We start from the raw sequence: 19,438 nt of genomic DNA, 5'->3' as shown, positions 1-19,438 counted from the left end.
CCGGAGGTAGCCGCATGTCCGACGCGCCCCAGCCCGCAGCGCCCGGCGAACCCGAGGTCCTGTGGCGTCCTTCGGAGGAGCGCGTCCGCGCCGCCCGGGTCACCGACTTCGCCGCGCGCCTCGTCGAGGACCGCGGGGTCGGGCCGTTCGAGGAGTACGCCGACCTGTGGGCGTGGTCGGTCGCCGAGCCCGAGGCCTTCTGGGTGTCCGTCTGCGCGTACTTCGACGTCGCCTTCAGCGGCCCGCCGAGCGCCGTACTCGGCAGCGCCGACATGCCCGGCGCCGAGTGGTTCCCCGGCGCGCGCCTCAACTACGCGCGGCACGCGCTGCGCCGCGCCGAGACGCACCCGGACGAGATCGCCGTCGTGCACCTCGACGAGAGCCTCGAACCGACCGACATCACCTGGGGCGAACTGCGCAGGCGCGTCGCGGCGTTGGCGTACAACCTGCGGGAACTGGGCGTGGGCCCGGGGGACCGGGTCGCGGCGTACCTGCCCAACATCCCCGAGGCCGTGGTCGCGCTGCTCGCGTGCGCGAGCGTGGGCGCGGTCTGGTCGTCGTGCGCGCCGGACTTCGGCGCCCGCAGCGTGCTCGACCGGCTCCAGCAGATCGAACCGGTCGCCCTGATCGCCGTCGACGGCTACCGCTACGCCGGCAAGGAGATCGACCGCCGCGACGAGGTGGCCGAACTGGTCCGCGAACTGCCCACGCTCCGGCACACCGTGCACGTGCCGCTGCTCGGCACCGCGGCCCCCGAGGGCGCGCTCGCCTGGCACGACCTCGTCGCGGGCGACCACGACGAGGTCTTCGAGCCGGTCGACTTCGACTTCCCGCTCTGGATCCTCTACTCGTCCGGCACCACCGGCCTGCCCAAGGCCATCGTGCAGGGCCACGGCGGCATCCTCCTCGAACACCTCAAGCACAACGCCCTGCACCTGGACCTCGGCCCCGGCGACCGCTTCTTCTGGTTCACCTCGACCGGCTGGATGATGTGGAACCTGCTGGTCGGCGGCCTGCTCGTGGGCTCGACGATCGTGCTCTACGACGGCAGCCCCGGGCATCCGTCCCCCGACGCGCAGTGGACCGTCGCGGAACGCACCGGCACGACCGTGTACGGCACCTCCGCCGCGTACGTCATGGCCTGCCGCAAGCGCGGCCTGCGCCCCCGGGACACCCACGACCTCTCCCGGGTGCGCTGCGTCGGCACCACCGGATCGCCGCTGCCCCCCGACGGGTTCCGCTGGGTCTACGAGGACGCGATCCCGGACGTCTGGCTCGCCTCCGTCAGCGGCGGCACCGACGTGTGCAGCGCCTTCATCGGCGGCGTGCCCACCCTCCCGGTCCACCTCGGCGAACTCCAGGCCCGCTCGCTCGGCTGCGCGGTCCACGCGTGGGACGAGGAAGGCCGCTCCGTCGTCGACGAGGTCGGCGAACTCGTCATCACCGCCCCCATGCCGTCGATGCCCACCCGCTTCTGGAACGACCCGGACGACGTGCGCTACAAGGCCAGCTACTTCGACACCTACCCCGGCGTCTGGCGGCACGGCGACTGGATCACCGTCACCTCGCGCGGCACCGTCGTCGTACACGGCCGCTCCGACTCGACGCTCAACCGCGGCGGCGTGCGCATGGGGTCGGCGGACATCTACGAGGCCGTCGAACGCATCCCCGATGTCGCCGAGTCCTTGGTGATCGGCATCGAACAGCCGGACGGCGGCTACTGGATGCCGATGTTCGTGGTCCCCGCCCCGGGCGTGGAACTCGACGACGCGCTGCGCGACCGCATCAAGCAGGTCATCCGCACCGAGGTGTCCCCGCGGCACGTGCCCGACGAGATCATCGTGGCGCCCGGCGTGCCGCACACGCTCACCGGAAAGCGCATCGAGATCCCGGTCAAGAAGCTCCTCCAGGGCCGCGCGCTCGACGAGGCCGTCAACCCCGGTTCGGTGGACGACATGGAGGTCATGCGCTTCTACGCCCGCATCGGCGCCGAACGTACCGGCCGGGCCGGCGGCGAGGCATGAGCACCGCGAGCGCCGGAACGGCCCGAGCGCTCCGAGCGGCATCAGCAGCGCGAGCGGCCCGACCTGCCCGAGCGCCCCGACCACCGAACGGACCAATGCCGCCGCGCGAACCGCCGCAATCACCTGAAAGGCCGTCATCACCCTGACGCGCCCGGTCGAATTCTGACTTGTCGGCAAAGGGCGCTGACACGCTCGGCCTATGCCCGACGTGTCCCCCCGAAGGCCCACCCGACCCCGCGATGCCCGGAGCACCGCCACGCGCCGCCTCGCCCGCGCCTGGGCGGTGCTCCTGGGCCTCTCGCTGTTCGCGTACCTCGCACTCGCCGCGACCCGGCCCGACCAGATGTGGTGGCTCGGTGACCTGCGCGTCTACCAGGCCGGGGGAGCGGCCGCGCTGGACGGCGGGCGCGGCCTGTACGACCTGGCGGTGGGCACCGCCCGGCTCCCCTTCACCTACACCCCGTGGGCCGCGCTCACCTTCAGCCCCCTGGCCCTGCTGCCGTGGGGCGCCGCCAAGCCGCTCGCCGTCGCGGGCAACCTGGCGCTGCTGTTCGCCGCCGCCCACCTCGCGTGGGGCCTGGCCGGCCTGGCGCCCGTACGCGCCCGCAGACGCGCCGCCGCCCTGACCGCGGCCGTCCTGCTCTGGACCGAGCCCGTGCAGGAGACGCTCCGCTTCGGCCAGGTCAACCTGCTCCTGGTCACGCTGATCCTGTACGACCTGTCCCGCCCGCGCGGCGCCCGCTTCGTCGGCGCCGGCATCGGCTTCGCGGCCGGGGTCAAGCTCACCCCCGCGATCTTCGCGGTCTACCTTCTGGCCACCGGCCGGTGGCGCGAAGCGCGGACCGCGCTGGCCACGTTCACCCTGACGGTCCTGGCCGGAGCGGTGATCCTGCCCGAGGCCTCGCTGCGCTACTGGAACGGCCTCTTCCTGGACAGCGGCCGCATGGGCCCGATCGAGCTCCCCGGCAACCAGTCGCTGCGCGGCGCGCTCGTCCGCCTGCTCGGGGACACCCGTCCGGACGCCGCCGTCTGGGTGCCTGTCACGCTGGCGGTCGGAGCGGCCGGGATTCTTCTCGCATCGGCTCTTTACCGGGCTTCCGCGAAGATCCAGGACGAAGCGACACGCCGACACGGCGAACTCGCGGGCGTCTCTGTGACGGCGCTCACAGGGCTTCTCGTCTCGCCCGTCTCGTGGTCCCACCACTGGGTGTGGATCGTGCCCGGCTCGGTCCTCATGGTGAGCGCCGCGCGGGGCGTACGCCGGAACCGGCTGCGGCTGCCGGCGGTGCTCGCGGCGGCCTGCGCGCTACCCCTGGCGACCGCCGCACCCCCCTCGCTCCGGGTCGAACTCCCGCGCCCGGTACCCACCGGGATCATCTGGCATGTCCCCTATAAAGGGGGCCGTGAGCTGCGGCTCCCGGTCCTCGAACAGCTCGTTGCGAGCGCGTATGTGCTGGTCGGGCTGTTAATGATGATCATGTGCGCGGTGATACTGTGCCGAATCGGTACGCACACCTGGCGATCACGAGTCGGCGGAGCGGAGGCCGGTCGGGTCGACGTCGGGCACCCGCGAGGGAAGTCCCCACATGTGCCCGCGCCGCGGTCTCAATCCGACCGGGACGAGAGCCTGCCGATATCCTGACACCGGCCGCGTCCTCCGGCCGTCCCGTGCCTTAGTGGAGTCTCCTAAAGACATGTCCTTCCACCACGTGCTCGTCTCGTCCTGCCGCGAGTTGCTGACACTCGCGCCCCGGACTCCGTACGGGACCAAGAGGGACAAGACCTTCGGGCGCGGGCGGCTGCTCCTGCTCGTGGGCGTCCCGGCGGCGTTGCTGACACTCGGACTCTGGGCCTGGTGGTCGCTCACCCAGACGGACATCTTCTGGAAGATGTTCGACCTGAGCGTCTACCACAACGCCGCCGAGTCGGTCGACGACCGCGGTCAGTACATCCTGTACGAGCGGCCGTTCGGGATCTGGCAACTCCCGTTCATCTACCCGCCGTTCTCCGCCTACATCTTCGTCAAGCTGCTCCCGTTGGGCTTCGCGGGGCTGAAATGGTTCATGACCGTCTCCAGCCTGGTGTCGATCCTGGCGGTCTGCTGGGCGTCGTGGGGCATGCTGGGCTACCGCCGGAGCTGGGGGCGGCTCGGTGCGGCGCTGACCACGTTTGCGGTCGTCGTGTGGCTGGAGCCGGTGAGCTGGACCCTCATTTGGGGCCAGGTCAACCTGGCCCTGCTCGCGATTGTGCTGCTCGACCTGGCGCAGCCCGACGCGCGCTGGTGGAAGGGCATCGGCGTAGGGCTCGCGGCCGGGTTCAAGCTGACCCCGGCGATCTTCATCGTGTACCTGGTGATGACGCGTCGTTTCAGGGCCGCGGTGGCCGCGGTCGCCGCCTTCTTCGCCACGGTCGCGTTCGGGTGGATAGTGCTCCCCAACGCGTCCCGCACCTACTGGACGAACCTCAGCGAGATCAGCGGGCGCGTCGACAGCGAGCTCAGTGTCGGCACGCTCAACAACCAGTCCATCAAGGGCATGCTCACCCGGCTGATCGACAACGAGTCGGTGGTCGGCGTGGTGTGGCTGATCCTGTGCGCCGCCATCGTGATCCTCGGCCTGCTGGCCGCCGCGAAGGCGTCACTGGCCGGCCGCGAGCTGCTCGGCGTGGTGATCGTCGGCTCGCTCAGCCTGCTCGTTTCGCCCATCTCGTGGTCGCACCACTGGGTGTGGGTGATCCCGGCCTTCGTCCTGCTCGCGCACATGGCGTTCACCAGCCGCCGAACGCTGTGGTGGTTCGCAACGGCCGGGTTCTTCGTCTTCTACGCGTCGTGGCCCATGAAGATCAACGCGCTGGGCGAGTGGGACGAGCGCGTCCCGCTCCAGCCGTTCGGCCTGATGTGGCTCGTGCCGCGTGACGAGGACCGGGAAAGCCACTGGAACGTATGGCAGTTCTTCGTGGGCAACAGCTACCTGCTGGCCGGGATCGTGCTCACGGTCGTGGTCTCGTGGCTCATCCTGAAGAACACGTCCCTGACGTCCCTGGAGCCGGTCGAGATCAGTACGCCCGACTCCGGCGCCGTCGAGGGCACTCCCGAGCCGGTGGGGGCCGCCGCGCCCGCGGGAGCCGGCGCCGCCTCGGTGGGCTCCTCCGAACCCGACGGCACCGACGAGGGCGCGGGCCGCAAGGGCGTCGGCATAGGGGGCTGACCTCGGCCTTCTCGCGGCCGAGAGGGGCCCGAATGGCGGGCACGGCCCGAAGGACGCCATGATGCAGCCCATGCCGACCCCGGGGACGACGAACGCAGCCATGCGTCAAGACGAACAGCGCGAGAACAGCAGCAGCGGCGAGACCGGCGCCGATGGTGCCGGTGGCGCGGGGGGCGCCGGCGGCAATACCGTCGCCGCGCTGCGCCGGGAAGTTCTCACCTTCGAGCCGCGTGTGCCGTACCGCCCCGCGGCCACCCGCTCGCTGAGTTCCCGCGTGTGGCTGCCGCTGGGCCTGGTGCTCGCCGCGGTCGCCGCCGCGACGTGGGTGTGGACCGTACGCCACCATCCCGACTGGCTGTGGCGCCTGATCGACCTGAGCGTCTACGACGACGCCGGCGAGTCCCTCGGCAAGAACCAGTCGCAGCTGTACGCGAAGCGCTTCGGCATCGGCAAGCTGCCTTTCATCTACCCGCCGTTCGCGGCGCTCGTCTTCTTCAAACTCCCCTTCGGCTTCGCGACGCTGAAGCTGGTCCTGACCGGCCTGACCCTCGCGTGCCTGCTCGCCGTCGTGTGGGCCTCGTGGGGCATGCTCGGCTACCGCCGCGACTGGGGCCGCCTCGGCGCCACCCTCGCGGTCGCCGCCGTCGTGCTGTGGCTGGAGCCCGTGCAGCAGACGCTGCTGTTCGGCCAGGTCAACGTGATCCTGATGGCCGCGGTCGTGCTGGACCTCGCGGTGCCGGACACCCGGTGGTGGAAGGGCATCGGCATCGGCCTGGCCACCGGTTTCAAACTGACCCCGGGGATCTTCATCGTCTATCTCGTCCTGACCCGGCGGTTCCGGGCCGCCGCGGTGGCCACCGCCACGTTCTTCGCGACGGCGGCCGGCTCCTGGCTGGTGATCCCGCACGCGTCGAAGGTGTACTGGACGGACGCCATCGGGGTCGGCAACAACGTCGGCCAGGACTTCGTCTCCAACCAGTCGTTCAACGGCATGCTGCGCCGCGTGTTCGAGCAAGGGCCGGCCGAGAAGCCGCTGTGGCTGCTCGCGTGCGCGGTGACGGCCGTCGTGGGGCTCGGCGCCGCCACGCTGCTCTCGCTGCGGGGGCGCGAACTGGCCGGGCTGGTCGCCTGCGGGGTCACCGGGCTGCTGGTGTCGCCGATCTCCTGGACCCACCACTGGGTGTGGATCGCGCCGATCTTCGTCCTGATCGCGCACGTTTCCCTGGTGCGTTTCCGGGCCGCGGCGTCCTGGCCGGTGCGGGCCGCGTGGGTGGCGCTGCCGGTGGTGTTCACGCTGCTGACGTTCGCCTGGCCGATGTCGATGGAGCGGCGGCCGGCGCTGACGCCACAGGGGCTGCTGTGGCTCCTGCCGTACAGCGAGGGGCGTGAGCACGAGTGGAATGTGCTCCAATTCCTGGCCGGCAACGCGTACCTTTTCGCCGGAATCGCACTGATCGCGATCGCGGCATACACCGCGCTGCGCATCGGCCCGGCGCGGGGGCAAGGGACGGCAGCGGGGCCGCGCGGCGATACCCTCGGGACGTCCGTACCGTCCGGCGGCCCGACCGCCTGACCTGCACCGCAGCCGGAACGGGTAGGAAGAGCACAGGCAGTCGGAGCACAGGCAGTGCGAGCACAGACGGAACAGAGGGAGTCACGAGTGGCCGAGGCGCCCACGCCGGCGGGAGCCGGTCAGCGCGCGGACGAGAACGCGATCACCACCGACCGCGTCCTCACCATCCCCAACCTGCTCAGCTTCGGCCGACTGCTCGGCGTGCCGGTGTTCCTGTGGCTGATCCTGTGGCCGGAGTTCGGCGGTCCCAAACACGACGTCATCGCGCTCGTGATCCTCATGGTCAGCGGCTTCACCGACTGGCTGGACGGCAAACTGGCCCGGCGCTGGAACCAGATCAGCCGGGTGGGGCAGATCCTCGACCCGGCGGCGGACCGGCTCTACATCCTGTCGACACTGGTCGGCCTGACGGTGCGCGACATCCTGCCCCTGTGGGTCACCGGCGTGCTGGTGGCCCGCGAACTGTTCATCGCGGCCCTGTTCCCGTACCTGCGGGCGCACGGGTACGGCCTGCTGCCGGTGAACTTCATCGGCAAGGCCGCCACGTTCAACCTCATGTACTCCTTCCCGTGTCTGCTGCTCAGCGACGGGACCGGACGTGTCGCAACTCTCGCGGCGATCTTCGGCTGGGCATTCGCCTGGTGGGGTATCGCTCTCTACTGGTGGGCAGGAGTCCTGTACGCGGTTCAGGCTCGACGCCTGGTTTCCGCGGTGAAACAGGCGGAGGCCGGGTACGCGTAGACCGGCTCCGCCTCTTTCCACCCGCGAGGCCCCCGCACATCGGGGGCCGACCCGCGCGGGTGAAGCGAAGCGATGGGAGGACTTGACTCGATGAAGGCCGTCGTCATGGCCGGTGGTGAGGGAACCCGCCTGCGCCCGATGACCTCCAGCATGCCCAAGCCGCTCCTGCCGGTGGTCAACCGGCCGATCATGGAGCACGTGCTGCGGCTGCTGAAGAGGCACGGGTTCTCAGAGACCGTCGTCACGGTCCAGTTCCTGGCATCCCTGGTGCGGAACTACTTCGGCGACGGCGAAGAACTCGGGATGAGTCTCCAGTACGCCAACGAGGAGACGCCGCTCGGCACCGCGGGCAGCGTCAAGAACGCCGAAGAGGCACTGAAGGACGACACGTTTCTGGTCATCTCCGGAGACGCGCTCACCGACTTCGACCTGACCAAGCTGGTGGAGTACCACCGCGCCAAGGGGGCCATGGTCACCGTGTGCCTCACACGTGTACCGGACCCCGTCGAGTTCGGCATCACGATCATCGACGACGAGGGCCGGGTCGACCGCTTCCTGGAGAAGCCCACGTGGGGCCAGGTGTTCTCGGACACCGTCAACACCGGCATCTACGTCATGGAGCCCGAGGTCTTCGACTACGTCGCCGCGGGCGTGTCCGTGGACTGGTCCGGCGACGTCTTCCCCAAGCTCCTCGAAGAGGGCAAGCCCATCTACGGCTACGTCGCCGAGGGCTACTGGGAGGACGTCGGCACCCACGAGAGCTACGTCAAGGCCCAGGCCGACGTGCTCGACGGCAAGGTCGACGTCGACATCGACGGCTTCGAACTGGCCCCGGGCGTGTGGGTCGCCGAAGGCGCCGAGGTCGACCGGGACGCGGTCCTCAAGGGCCCGCTCTACATCGGCGACTACGCCAAGGTCGAGGGCGGCGTCGAGATCCGCGAGCACACCGTGCTCGGCAGCAACGTCGTCGTCAAGCGCGGCGCCTTCCTGCACAAGGCGGTCATCCACGACAACGTGTACGTCGGCCCGCAGACCAACCTGCGCGGCTGTGTCATCGGCAAGAACACCGACGTCATGCGCGCGGCACGCATCGACGAGGGCGCGGTCATCGGCGACGAATGCCTCATCGAGGAGGAGTCGCTCGTCGCCGCCGGGGTGCGTGTGTACCCCTTCAAGACCATCGAGGCCGGCGCCGTCGTCAACACCTCGGTGATCTGGGAGTCGCGCGGGCAGAAGAACCTCTTCGGGCCGCGCGGCGTGTCCGGCATCCTCAACGTCGAGATCACCCCCGAACTGGTGGTGCGGCTCGCCGGGGCGTACGCGACGACCCTCAAGAAGGGCGCCACGGTCACCACCGCGCGCGACCACTCGCGAGGCGCCCGTGCCCTCAAGCGGGCCGTGATCTCCGCCCTGCAGACCAGCGCCATCAACGTCCGCGACCTCGAGAACGTGCCGATGCCGGTGGCCCGCCAGGAGACCGCGCGCGGCTCGGCGGGCGGCATCATGATCCGCACTACGCCAGGCGTGCCGGACTCCGTCGACATCATGTTCTTCGACGAACGCGGCGCCGACCTCTCGCAGGGCGCGCAGCGCAAGCTCGACCGCGTCTTCGGCCGCCAGGAGTACCGCCGGGCCTTCCCCGGCGAGATCGGCGAACTGACGTTCCCGTCCCGGCCGTTCGACAGCTACGCGGGATCGCTCCTCAAGGCCCTCGACGTCGAGGGCGTGCCGGACTCCGGCCTCAAGGTCGTCGTCGACGCGGCACACGGCAACGCGGCGCTGGTGCTGCCGAGTGTGCTCGGCCGCCTCGGCATCGACGCCCTCACGGTCAACACGGGCCTGGACGACGCGCGTCCGACCGAAACCGCCGAGGACCGCGCGGCCGGACTCATCCGTCTGGGCGAAATGGTGTCGTCCGCACGGGCCGCCTTCGGCGTGCGCTTCGACCCCGTGGGCGAGCGCATGTCGCTGGTCGACGAGCGCGGCCGCATCATCGACGACCACCGCGCGCTGCTGGTGTTCCTCGACCTGGTGGCGGCCGAGCGGCGCGGCGGGCGCATCGCGCTGCCGGTGACCACGACGCGCATCGCGGAGCAGGTGGCGGCGTACCACGGCGTGCAGGTGCGCTGGACGACGACGTCGCCCGACGACCTCGCGCGCGTGGCGGCGCAGGACGGCACGGTGTTCGGCGGAGACGGGCGCGGCGGGTTCGTGGTGCCGGAGTTCAGCACGGTGTTCGACGGCACGGCTGCGTTCGTACGCCTCATCGGGCTGGTCGCCCGCACGCAGTTGACCCTCAGTCAGATCGACGCGCGCATCCCGCGTGCGCACGTGCTGCGCCGCGACGTACCGACGCCGTGGGCGGCCAAGGGCATGGTCATGCGCTCGGTCGTCGAGGCCGCAGGGGACCGCGGTATCGACACCACGGACGGCGTGCGCGTGGTCGAATCCGACGGCCGCTGGGTACTCGTCCTGCCGGACATCGCGGAGGCGGTCACCCACCTGTGGGCGGAGGGCCCGGACGACACGGCGGCCGAGGAACTGCTGGACGAGTGGTCCGAAGTCGTGGAGCACGCGGGCGACTGACACGTGTGCACGGACCGGTGCCGGGAGCGGAGTCCGGAACGGTGCCGGGAGCGGGTGCCGTGCGTGGGAGCCTGAACGGCTGCCCGAACCGGGCGACTGGCACAGGCGCCTGACACACCTTCAGGACCCCCGCCGCGGGAACGCGGCGGGGGTCCTCGCGTACCCGCCGCGACCTGCGGTGCGCGCGCCGCCGAGGGCTGCTCCGCCCCGCGTACCGGGCCCTGCGGCGACGGTGCGGGTCGGCATGGAACTATGGGGCCCATGACGCGGAAGTCGGCGCCCGGGGAGGCCCAGTACAAACGCCCCGACGCGTCGATGTCGCTGCTGATCAACATCATGGATCACAGCCTCGACGAGGGGTATGCCGAGGCCACCGCCCGCCGTGCGGTCCGCGGCGAAGGCGGTGCCATCAGCCGCGCGCCCGGCACGCGCCTGCTCGTCGCCGTGGGGGTCAGCCTCATCGCCGTCGTCGTGACCATGGCGGCCATGCAGGTACGGGCCACCGCGCCGCAGGCCGAGAAGGAGCGCCGCGACCTGGTCAACCGGATCCACACGCGCGAGGCCGAGGCCGACCGGCTCCAGGACGAAGTCGAGTCGCTGCGCGACCAGGTGGACGCGATGCAGGACCGCAACCTCACCCCGGAAGAGGTCAAGCGCGCCGAACTCCTCGCGACCACCACCGGCGCCGACCCCGTCGAAGGCCCCGGGGTCAAGGTCGTGGTCGACAACGCGGAGCAGGACGCCGGCAAGGACGACCCCAACGCGGACCCGCGCCAGCAGGCCGAGTCGCTGGCCAACGGCCGTGTCTACGACCGCGATCTGCAACAGGTCGTCAACGGGCTCTGGGCGGCCGGCGCGGAGGCCATCGCGATCAACGGGCAGCGGCTCACCGCGCTGTCCGCGATCCGGGCGGCGGGTGCGGCCATCCTGGTCGACAACCGGCCGCTGTCGCCGCCGTACACGGCCTTGGCCATCGGCGACGCCAAGGCCATGCGCGACGCCTTCGAGCGCGGGCCAGGTGGCGTGTACCTGCGCCACATCGGCGGCAAGTACGGCATCCGCTCGACGATCGGCACCGAGAAGAAGATCAAACTGCCGGCCGCCATCGGCATAACGCTCCGTGTCGCGCAGCCCGAGGGCGCCCCGCCGACCGGCGGCACGCCGATCGCGCCGCCGCCTGCCCCCGGCACCACGGCCCCGGCACCGCGACCCGGCCCTAGTGGCACCCCAGGTACCGGTACGGTGTCTCCCTCGGAGGGCTCGAACCCCGGTTCGGGGGACATTGGCACCAAGGCGCCGACGTCATCGACGACCCCGGGCGGGGCGGCGACACCGACCAAGAGCGGCCGGCCCACCCGGACCCCGACCGGCGGCAACCCGGCGACCTCGGGACGGGGCAAGCCCAAGACGGACAACGCGGCGGCGCGGGACGACGCGCCGACGCATGAGGAAGGACAAGCGTGATCGCGGTACTCGGCCTGGCGTTGGGGGTCGTGGTCGGTTTCTTCGCCCGTCCGGTGATTCCGCACGAACTGGAGCCGTACCTGCCCATCGCGGTCGTCGCGGCCCTGGACGCGGTCTTCGGCGGCGTCCGGGCGCTGCTCGACGGGATCTTCGACGACAAGGTGTTCGTCGTGTCGTTCCTGTCCAACGTGGTGGTCGCCGCGCTGATCGTGTTCCTCGGCGACAAGTTGGGCGTCGGCGCGCAGCTGTCGACCGGCGTGGTCGTCGTGCTCGGCATCCGCATCTTCTCCAACGCGGCGGCCATTCGCCGCCACGTCTTCCGCGCGTAAGGGGGCGCCGTGACCGACGACAACGCCACCCCGCCGCCGCACGACGGCGGACGGCAACCGCGCCGACCCGAGGTCCCCGCCTTCCGCGAACTCCGCGACCTCGAGGAGCCCGTGGGCGACCCGGGGGAGGAGTTCGCCGGGGACCACGGCGACGACCTCGGCGGGGACTTCGGCGGCGACCTCGGTGCGGACCTTCCCGACGAGTACGGTGACGCACCCGCCGAGGACTCTTCGCGCAAGCCCACGATCGAGCAGGAACGCCCGGTCGACCTCTACCACCGGGACCGCCACCTCCGCGAGGAGCTGTACGGCGGACCGGACGCCGACTGGTTCCGCGGCCGCGCTGCCCGGCCCCCCGCTCCCGACGAGGACTGGTACGCCGACGCGCCCGCGCCTGACGCGGGCGGCGTGCCGCCGTTGGTCCCGGGCCGCCGCATGCCCGCCGCACCGTTCCGCCTGGACGGGGACCCGGTTCAGGGGACGGGCGTAGCGGGTCAGGGCGTTCCGGGTCTGGGTGTTCCGGGTCCGGGGGTTCCGGATCAGAGCGTGCCCGGTCAGAGCGTGCCCGGTCAGAGCGTGCCCGGTCAGGGCGTTCCGGGCCAAGGCGTTCCGGGGCCTGGCGTACCCGGTCAAGGCGGTCCCGGTCTGGGTGTACCTGGTCAGGGCGGTCCCGGTCAGGGTGTTCCCGGCCAGGGCATGCCGGCCGACCGGCCTGACGTGCACGTGCCGGACGAACCGGCAGGCAACAGAACCGCCCAACTCCGCGTGCCGCCAAGGGCGGAGCCGGGACCGGCCGGAGAACAGGGGCCGTCGCGGGAGTTCCCGCCGGGCGTCCCCCAGGGCGTTGCCTGGCCGCCTCGCCAGCCAACTGGACAGCCAACGGGTCGGCCACCCGTGCTGCCGCCCGAGGCCCTGCCCAGGCAACCGCAGCAGGCGCCGGTCGGCGACGCCGGGGTGGAGCCGTACGCGGCCGAGGCCGGGGATCCGCTGGTCGGCGATCCGAACGTCGGCGGTACCGCGCATCTGCGTGCCGTGCCGCCCGCGCAGGGCCCCGACGTCCCGGACGGCGCGGCCTATCCGGAAAGCGCGGCGTATCCGCCGAATGCCGCACATCCGCACAGCGCGACGGACGCCGCGCATCCGTCGGGGGGATTGCCCTTCCCTCGGCCCGCGGACGAGCCGTCCGCGGCCCTGGGACGGCCCTCGTACGACCTGGGGGACCGGGGGACGTCCGGCGGGCCCTCGCGGTCCGGCACCGCGTCCCCCGCGCCAGGTCGGGGACGGCCTCGGCGACCCGGCGACACGCCCGGGAGTGAACGCGGTTTGCGGCGCCCGGACTCCGCCCCCGACGACACCGCGGAACAACCCCGCGTCGGAGGCGGCGGCCCCGCCCATCACGCGCGTCCCGGACGGGTGTTCGGCGCCGCCGCGGAGGGCGAGGAGCGCGGTCGGGGGTGGCGGCGCCGGGCGCGTACCGGCGAACCCGCGGCAACAGGCAGGCCGGGCGCGGCGGATCGATCCGCCGACCGGGACGGCGTCGGCCCGCCTGTCGGGGACGAGGGTGTCCCCGGCGGCACCGGAGCCGACCCGGGCGATCCGGGCCGGACCGGCGGCGACGGCAGCCACGGTGGCAGCGGTGGAGCAGGTGGCACCGGCGGCCCAGGTGGCGGCGGGGGCGACGGTCCCGACGACTTCGCGGAGTTGCCCGAGGACCCCAACACGCCCGAGCCCAGCGGCCGTCGCCGGCTTGCCACGGCCCTGTGGCCGCCGCGCGTCAGCCGCGCCCAACTCGTCGTCGGCGTCCTGCTGTTCGCACTCGGCGCGGGCCTCGCGATCCAGGTGCGCAGCAACACCGAGTCGGACCCGCTGCGCGGCGCACGTGAGTCGGACCTCGTGCGTGTACTGGACGAACTGGAGCAGCGCACCGAGCGGTTGGACGACGAGCAGCAACGCCTCGAACTCAGCCGGGACCAGCTGGAGAACAGCAACAACCGTGCCGAGGAAGCCCGGCAGCAGACCGACCAGCGCGCCCAGGTGCTCGGCATCCTCGCGGGTACGGTGAAGGCGACCGGCCCCGGGATCACGCTGACCATCACGGACCCGCAGAACCAGGTACGCGCGGACATGCTGCTCGACACGTTGCAGGAGCTGCGGGCCGCCGGTGCCGAGGCGATCCAGATCAACCAGGTCCGCGTCGTGGCCGAGACGTTCTTCAACGAACCGGTGCTGGGCCAGATGCAGATCGACGGCCAGTCGGTGAGCCAGCCGTACGTCTTCAAGGTCATCGGCAACCCGCAGGACCTCGAACCCGCCCTCAACATCCCGGGCGGCGTCATCCGCACGCTGGAGAAGAAGCAGGCCCAAGCGGTTGTCGTGCCCTCCCAGCAGGTCGTCGTCGACGCCTTGCGGGTGCCGACGGCGCCTGACTACGCTCGCCCCGCACCGGACGCGGGCAACGGCGGCTGACCCCCGATTGATCGAGACCTGACAGAATCGGCGGCAGCGCGTCCGCACGCGGCGCACGCGGCGCGAGTCGGCTGTTTCCGGCGGGTCCACAAGGCCCACGAGGCAAGGAAGGCAGGGCGGATCCGGCATGTATCCCGAGGACCTCACGTACACGGCGGAGCACGAGTGGGTGCGCTCCCTCGGCGACGAGGACGGGACCGTGCGGATCGGCATCACCGAGTTCGCCCAGGACGCCCTGGGCGACATCGTGTATGTGACGCTGCCTCAGGCCGGTGCCGAGGTCTCCGCCGGCGAGCCGTGCGGCGAGTTGGAGTCCACCAAGAGCGTCAGCGACGTGTACGCGCCCGTCAGCGGCGTGGTCGTGGCGGTCAACGACGCTCTGGAGGCCGCGCCGGAGCTGGTGAACTCGGATCCCTACGGGGACGGTTGGATGTTCGAGGTACGCCCCGACGACCCCGCCGCGGCGGGCGCGCTCTGGGACGTCGCGGCGTACGTCAAGAGTCTGGATTCCTGAGCGCCATGCGAGGAATCCTGCGAACACGGCAGCGGCCAGGCCGTGACACCACCGGTTCCACCGACTCCGTACGGGTCGGCGGCGCCGCAACTACGACGACTCATACCTGCCCGATGGGCGGGCCAGGCTCACTCGGGGAGGTTCTCGCGTGAAGTTGTTCGCGAGGCTGTTCGGTCGTTCGCGTCGCGCCGAGCAGGAGGCACCGCAGGCGCCTGCCTCGGTGCCCTACCCCGCGCCCGGCGCGGCGCCGCAGGGCGGTGCCGGCCAGGGGCCCGACCCGCGCATGACCTCGGGCCACCCGGGTGCCCCCTACGGGCCGCCGGGCGGACCGGCGCAGCAGGGACCGTACGGCGCGCCCGCCGCCGCGCCCGCGTCCGGCCCGGCCGGAGGTGACGCGTCCGGTTCGGTGGTCTGCAGCAACTGCGGCAACCGCAACCCGGCCAACAGCCGCTTCTGCTCCAACTGCGGCAACCCGCTGCGGCCGGACGTCGAGCGCCCGTCCGAGCAGACCTCCACCATCTCGATCACCGGCATCGAGGCGCTGGACGCCGACCCGTCGGCGCCGCGCGAGGTGCTGAGCCCCGAGGCGCAGGCCGCGGTCGAGGCGCTGCCGCCGGGCACCGCACTGCTCGTGGTGCGGCGCGGCCCCAACTCGGGCAGCCGCTTCCTGCTCGACTCGGACCGCACGACGGCCGGGCGCCACCCGGAGAGCGACATCTTCCTCGACGACGTCACGGTGTCCCGGCGGCACGCGGAATTCCGGCGTACCGGCGCGGGGTTCACGGTCGCCGACGTGGGCAGCCTCAACGGCACGTACGTCGGCCGCCAGCGCATCGACGAGGTGCCGCTGTCGCCGGGCGACGAGGTGCAGATCGGCAAGTACCGGCTGGTCTTCTTCCCGAGCCGCCACGCGCAGATCGGCAGCGGGGAGTACGCGTGACCGCGGCGCCGCCGCGGACCGGCGGCGGCCGCGCGCTGGTCGGCATCGGCGAGGTCATGGCGATGCTGCGTGCGGAGTTCCCGGACGTCAGCATCTCCAAGATCCGCTTCCTGGAGGCGGAGGGCCTCGTCGAGCCGCAGCGCACCCCGTCGGGCTACCGCAAGTTCGGCCCTTCGGACGTCGACCGCCTGCGGTACGTGCTGCGTGTGCAGCGCGACCAATACCTGCCGCTCAAGGTCATCAAGGACCACCTCGACGCGATCGACCGCGGCCTGGAGCCCGCCGAGGACGGCCTCGTGGCCTCCCTGGCCGCGGCCGACGCCGAACGCGGCGACAACCCGCACGGCGGCTCGGAGCCGACCGCCGTGGTGCTGCTGAGCCGCGCGGAGCTGCTGGCCGCAGCGGGGATAGACGAGGCGGCGCTCGCCCGTCTGGAGGAGTTCGGCCTGATCGAGCCGCGGCGGCCCGCGGCGGACACGCCGATCGTGCCCACCGCGCCCACCGCGCCCGGCGGGGACGGCGCGGCCGACGGCGTCGCCGACCCCGCGGAGGGCCCGCGCCAGGCGTCCGGCGCGGCCCCGGCCCCCGGGGCGCGCGAGGAGCCGAGGGACGACGCCGGGCGTACCGCCGCGGGCCCCGACACGCCGGGCGTGGACGCCGGGCAGCCGCACGCCCGCGCCGCGACCGCCGACGCCGGGCCGCAGTACGACGGCGACGCGCTCGTCGTCGCACGGCTCGTGTCGTCGCTCGGCGAGTATGGCTTGGAACCGCGCCACCTGCGGCAGGTCAAGGCCGCGGCGGACCGCGAGGCGGCGCTCGTCGAGCAGATCGTCGCGCCGCTGCTGCACCGGCGCGGCGCGGGCGCCAAGTCCGGGGCGGAGGAGACCGTACGCGACCTTCTGTCCCTTACGTCGCGCCTGCACACCGTGCTGGTCGGAGCGGCCCTCCGACCGCTCCTGGACCGGTGAATCGTCGAATTCACATTGCCGGGTGTTTGCCGGGCGCGAAGAAAATGCGACGAATCCATGCGCGAATGGGCCCGGGGGGATCTGTGCTCCTCACCCGAGCGCGCTAGTGTGGCGATGTGAACGAGCTTGAGGTCGTGGGCGTCCGAGTGGAGATGCCTTCCAACCAGCCGATCGTGCTCCTGAAGGAAACAGGAGGCGATCGGTACCTCCCGATCTGGATCGGCCCGGTCGAGGCGACGGCGATCGCCTTCGCGCAGCAGGGTGTGGTCCCGGCGCGGCCTCTGACCCACGATCTGTTCCGCGACGTGCTCGAGGCGCTCGGCCAGGAGCTGACCCGCATCCGCATCGTCGACCTGCGCGAGGGCGTGTTCTACGCCGAGCTGGTGTTCGCGAACGGGACCGAGGTCAGTGCCCGTCCGTCGGACGCGATCGCGCTCGCGCTGCGGACCGGGACCCCGATCTTCGGTGCCGAGGCGGTCCTCGACGAGGCCGGGATCGTGATTCCGGACGAGCAGGAGGACGAGGTCGAGAAGTTCCGGGAGTTCCTGGACCAGATCTCGCCCGAGGACTTCGGCACCACGAGCCAGTAGGCGCCGCCTGTGCCGGGTCCGCCGCGGCGGACCGTGGGCGGGGCGGTGCGGGATCTCCGGGCCTGTCGCCGACGTCGTACGGGAGGACGGTCCCTGTCCGGCCGGCTGCCCTGTGGAGACTCCTCCCATCCGTGTCGCCGTCCAAGTCGTGGCCGCGTGCCGTCGTCGCGCGGCGGTCCCTGCCGTACGCCGTGCCGCTGCCGACGCGGCAGCGATGAATCGACATTGTGCGAAAGTTCCGCGATCGGCTGCCCGCGCGCAAACGGGTGACGAAAGAATGATTTGTCGACACGCCGTCGCTGCACTAGCGGAGCGGAATTTCGTGCGCCGTTCGGGTGGAAGCGGAAGCCACCCGATTGGCCCGATTTGATCACGGGGCGACCGGAACCGACAGGTGGGCGATCGCCATGCGTACCCGGGTCGCCGTCGATTCAAACCACACTTGAGAGATGCGTCACTCGGCGTGCCGAATGCGACGGTCGTTGACGCGCTGTGGGTGACTGCCTACCGTCGAAATCGACAGTTCCGGGGGTGATCCGTGCGCGTTGCACTCCGCCGCTTGCGGCCCGGAACTCACGGCATTCCTCTCGCCGCAGGCAGGTGCGGGGAGACGAAACGGAGGTCGGCGTGAGCAGCACCGGCGATATTGCGGGCCGAGCCCGTGCGCCCCGCCCGATGCCGACCGCGACGCCGCAGGGCGCATACCCGGAGGATGTACCCGCAAGCGGGGTGGTCGACGAGGTCGGCTACCGCGGGCCGACCGCGTGTGCGGCGGCCGGCATCACATATCGACAACTCGACTACTGGGCGCGGACCGCGCTCGTCGAGCCGAGCATCCGCCCGGCGCACGGGGCGGGGACGCAGCGGCTCTACAGCTTCCGCGACATCCTGGTCCTCAAGATTGTCAAGCGGCTCCTGGACACCGGCGTCGGCCTGCAGAACATCCGCGTCGCCGTCGCCCACCTGCGCGGCCGCGGCGTCGCGGACCTCGCGGGCATGACGCTGATGAGCGATGGCGCGAGCGTGTACGAGTGCACGTCGTACGACCAGGTCGTCGACCTCGTACAGGGCGGCCAGGGGGTCTTCGGCATCGCCGTGGGCGCGGTCTGGCGCGAGGTCGAGGCCTCGCTCGGCACGCTGCAGGGCGAGCGCACCGACACCGGCGAGACGCTGTACCGCCACCACCCCGGGGACGAACTCGCCCGCAGGCGCCGCGAGCGCGCCGGCTGAGCGGTCTCGGGACGGCCTGTCGGCGGTGGCCGGTGACCGTCGGCCGGGAACCGCGGCGACCGTGCCGGGCGTCACTGGCCACATGGCATCTCTGGCGTCCCGGATGACTTGGGTGACCCGGCCGACCGGCCTGCTGCGCGGGCGGCGGCGGCAGCGGGTCGCGTTCCAGGCGACCGCGCTGCTCACAGTGCTCGGTCTCGCGCCGGTGACCTGGGTGTACATCGCGGGCACCGGCCGCATGCGCGGCGTCGCGGACGTCCCGCCGGCCCCCGTCGCACTGGTGCTCGGTGCGGGCGTCTGGGGCGACCAGCCGTCGCGCCTGCTGGCCCGGCGGCTCGACGTCTCGCTCGCGCTCTACCGGGCCGGGAAGGTGAAGGTCCTGCTGGTCTCGGGTGACCACGGCCGGGCGGGGTACAACGAACCCGATGTGATGCGTCGCTACCTCGTCGAGCGCGGGGTGCCGGAAGGCCAAGTGGTCGCCGACTACGCGGGATTCTCCACCTGGGACTCCTGCGTCCGGGCCAAGCGCATCTTCGGCGTCGACAAGGCGATCGTGGTCAGCCAGCGCTTCCACCTGCGCCGCGCGCTGGCGCTGTGCGACGCGGCGGGCGTGGACGCGTACGGCGTCGGCGACGACTCGATGCACGGCGAACTGGTCGGCCCCACGCTGTTCGGCGGTGCCCGGGAGATCCTGGCGGCCTACAAGGCCGCCGGGGAGGCGGTACTGCGTCCGGACCCGGTCCTCGGGCCCCGCGAGGCCGGCGTCGAGGAAGCGCTCGCCGCGGCGCGCTGAGGCCGGAACTGTCA

The 19,438-nt window shown here is 71.9% G+C and carries 14 protein-coding genes and 1 pseudogene; all 15 read left to right on the top strand.

What is annotated here, in order from left to right; translation table 11 throughout:
* Positions 1-14: 14 nt before the first annotated feature.
* Complete coding sequence (locus tag ACWD12_RS06670) at positions 15-2,024, top strand: acetoacetate--CoA ligase (RefSeq protein WP_450098617.1); 2,010 nt, start codon at positions 15-17, stop codon at positions 2,022-2,024.
* 199 nt (positions 2,025-2,223) lie between these two features.
* The gene (locus tag ACWD12_RS06665) at positions 2,224-3,666 is read left to right on the top strand and encodes a glycosyltransferase 87 family protein (RefSeq protein WP_450098616.1); all 1,443 of its coding nucleotides are present in this window, start codon (positions 2,224-2,226) and stop codon (positions 3,664-3,666) included.
* 52 nt (positions 3,667-3,718) lie between these two features.
* Positions 3,719-5,230, top strand: a complete 1,512-nt coding sequence (locus tag ACWD12_RS06660) for a glycosyltransferase 87 family protein (protein ID WP_450098615.1) — start codon at positions 3,719-3,721, stop codon at positions 5,228-5,230.
* 100 nt (positions 5,231-5,330) lie between these two features.
* Entirely contained in the window at positions 5,331-6,803 is a 1,473-nt protein-coding gene (locus tag ACWD12_RS06655) for a glycosyltransferase 87 family protein (RefSeq protein WP_450098614.1), read from the top strand.
* Positions 6,804-6,890: 87 nt separating this feature from the next.
* Positions 6,891-7,544, top strand: coding sequence for a CDP-diacylglycerol--glycerol-3-phosphate 3-phosphatidyltransferase (gene pgsA / locus ACWD12_RS06650; protein ID WP_358354712.1), 654 nt, complete (start codon positions 6,891-6,893; stop codon positions 7,542-7,544).
* Positions 7,545-7,634: 90 nt separating this feature from the next.
* Positions 7,635-10,130 carry a mannose-1-phosphate guanyltransferase gene (locus ACWD12_RS06645; protein ID WP_358354729.1) on the top strand — a complete coding sequence of 832 codons (2,496 nt, stop codon included), beginning with the start codon at positions 7,635-7,637 and terminating at the stop codon, positions 10,128-10,130.
* Positions 10,131-10,391: 261 nt separating this feature from the next.
* Positions 10,392-11,594, top strand: a complete 1,203-nt coding sequence (locus tag ACWD12_RS06640) for a DUF881 domain-containing protein (RefSeq protein ID WP_450098613.1) — start codon at positions 10,392-10,394, stop codon at positions 11,592-11,594.
* Positions 11,591-11,923 (top strand): small basic family protein, encoded by a 333-nt coding sequence (locus ACWD12_RS06635; RefSeq protein WP_358354718.1) that lies wholly within the window; start codon positions 11,591-11,593, stop codon positions 11,921-11,923. The genes ACWD12_RS06640 and ACWD12_RS06635 overlap by 4 nt, the downstream gene beginning before the upstream one ends.
* A gap of 1,413 nt (positions 11,924-13,336) precedes the next feature.
* A complete protein-coding gene (locus ACWD12_RS06630; protein ID WP_450098762.1) occupies positions 13,337-14,389 on the top strand; it encodes a DUF881 domain-containing protein in 1,053 nt (350 codons plus the stop codon).
* A 127-nt stretch (positions 14,390-14,516) separates the two neighbouring features.
* Positions 14,517-14,903, top strand: coding sequence for a glycine cleavage system protein GcvH (gene gcvH / locus ACWD12_RS06625; RefSeq protein ID WP_358363454.1), 387 nt, complete (start codon positions 14,517-14,519; stop codon positions 14,901-14,903).
* Between the two features lie 148 nt (positions 14,904-15,051).
* Entirely contained in the window at positions 15,052-15,843 is a 792-nt protein-coding gene (locus ACWD12_RS06620; RefSeq protein ID WP_450098612.1) for an FHA domain-containing protein, read from the top strand.
* A 56-nt stretch (positions 15,844-15,899) separates the two neighbouring features.
* Positions 15,900-16,301 (top strand): annotated as a pseudogene (gene ftsR, locus ACWD12_RS06615) (transcriptional regulator FtsR); the annotation flags it as partial.
* Between the two features lie 626 nt (positions 16,302-16,927).
* Entirely contained in the window at positions 16,928-17,401 is a 474-nt protein-coding gene (locus ACWD12_RS06610) for a bifunctional nuclease family protein (RefSeq protein WP_235051707.1), read from the top strand.
* A 627-nt stretch (positions 17,402-18,028) separates the two neighbouring features.
* Positions 18,029-18,631, top strand: a complete 603-nt coding sequence (locus ACWD12_RS06605) for a MerR family transcriptional regulator (RefSeq protein WP_435839201.1) — start codon at positions 18,029-18,031, stop codon at positions 18,629-18,631.
* Positions 18,632-18,734: 103 nt separating this feature from the next.
* Positions 18,735-19,424, top strand: a complete 690-nt coding sequence (locus tag ACWD12_RS06600) for a SanA/YdcF family protein (protein WP_450098761.1) — start codon at positions 18,735-18,737, stop codon at positions 19,422-19,424.
* The last annotated feature ends 14 nt before the right edge of the window (positions 19,425-19,438 follow it).

The organism is Streptodolium elevatio (assembly GCF_053592165.1).
The sequence above is the reverse complement of the archived record's forward strand: the minus strand, read 5'-3'. Positions and strand labels throughout refer to the sequence as shown.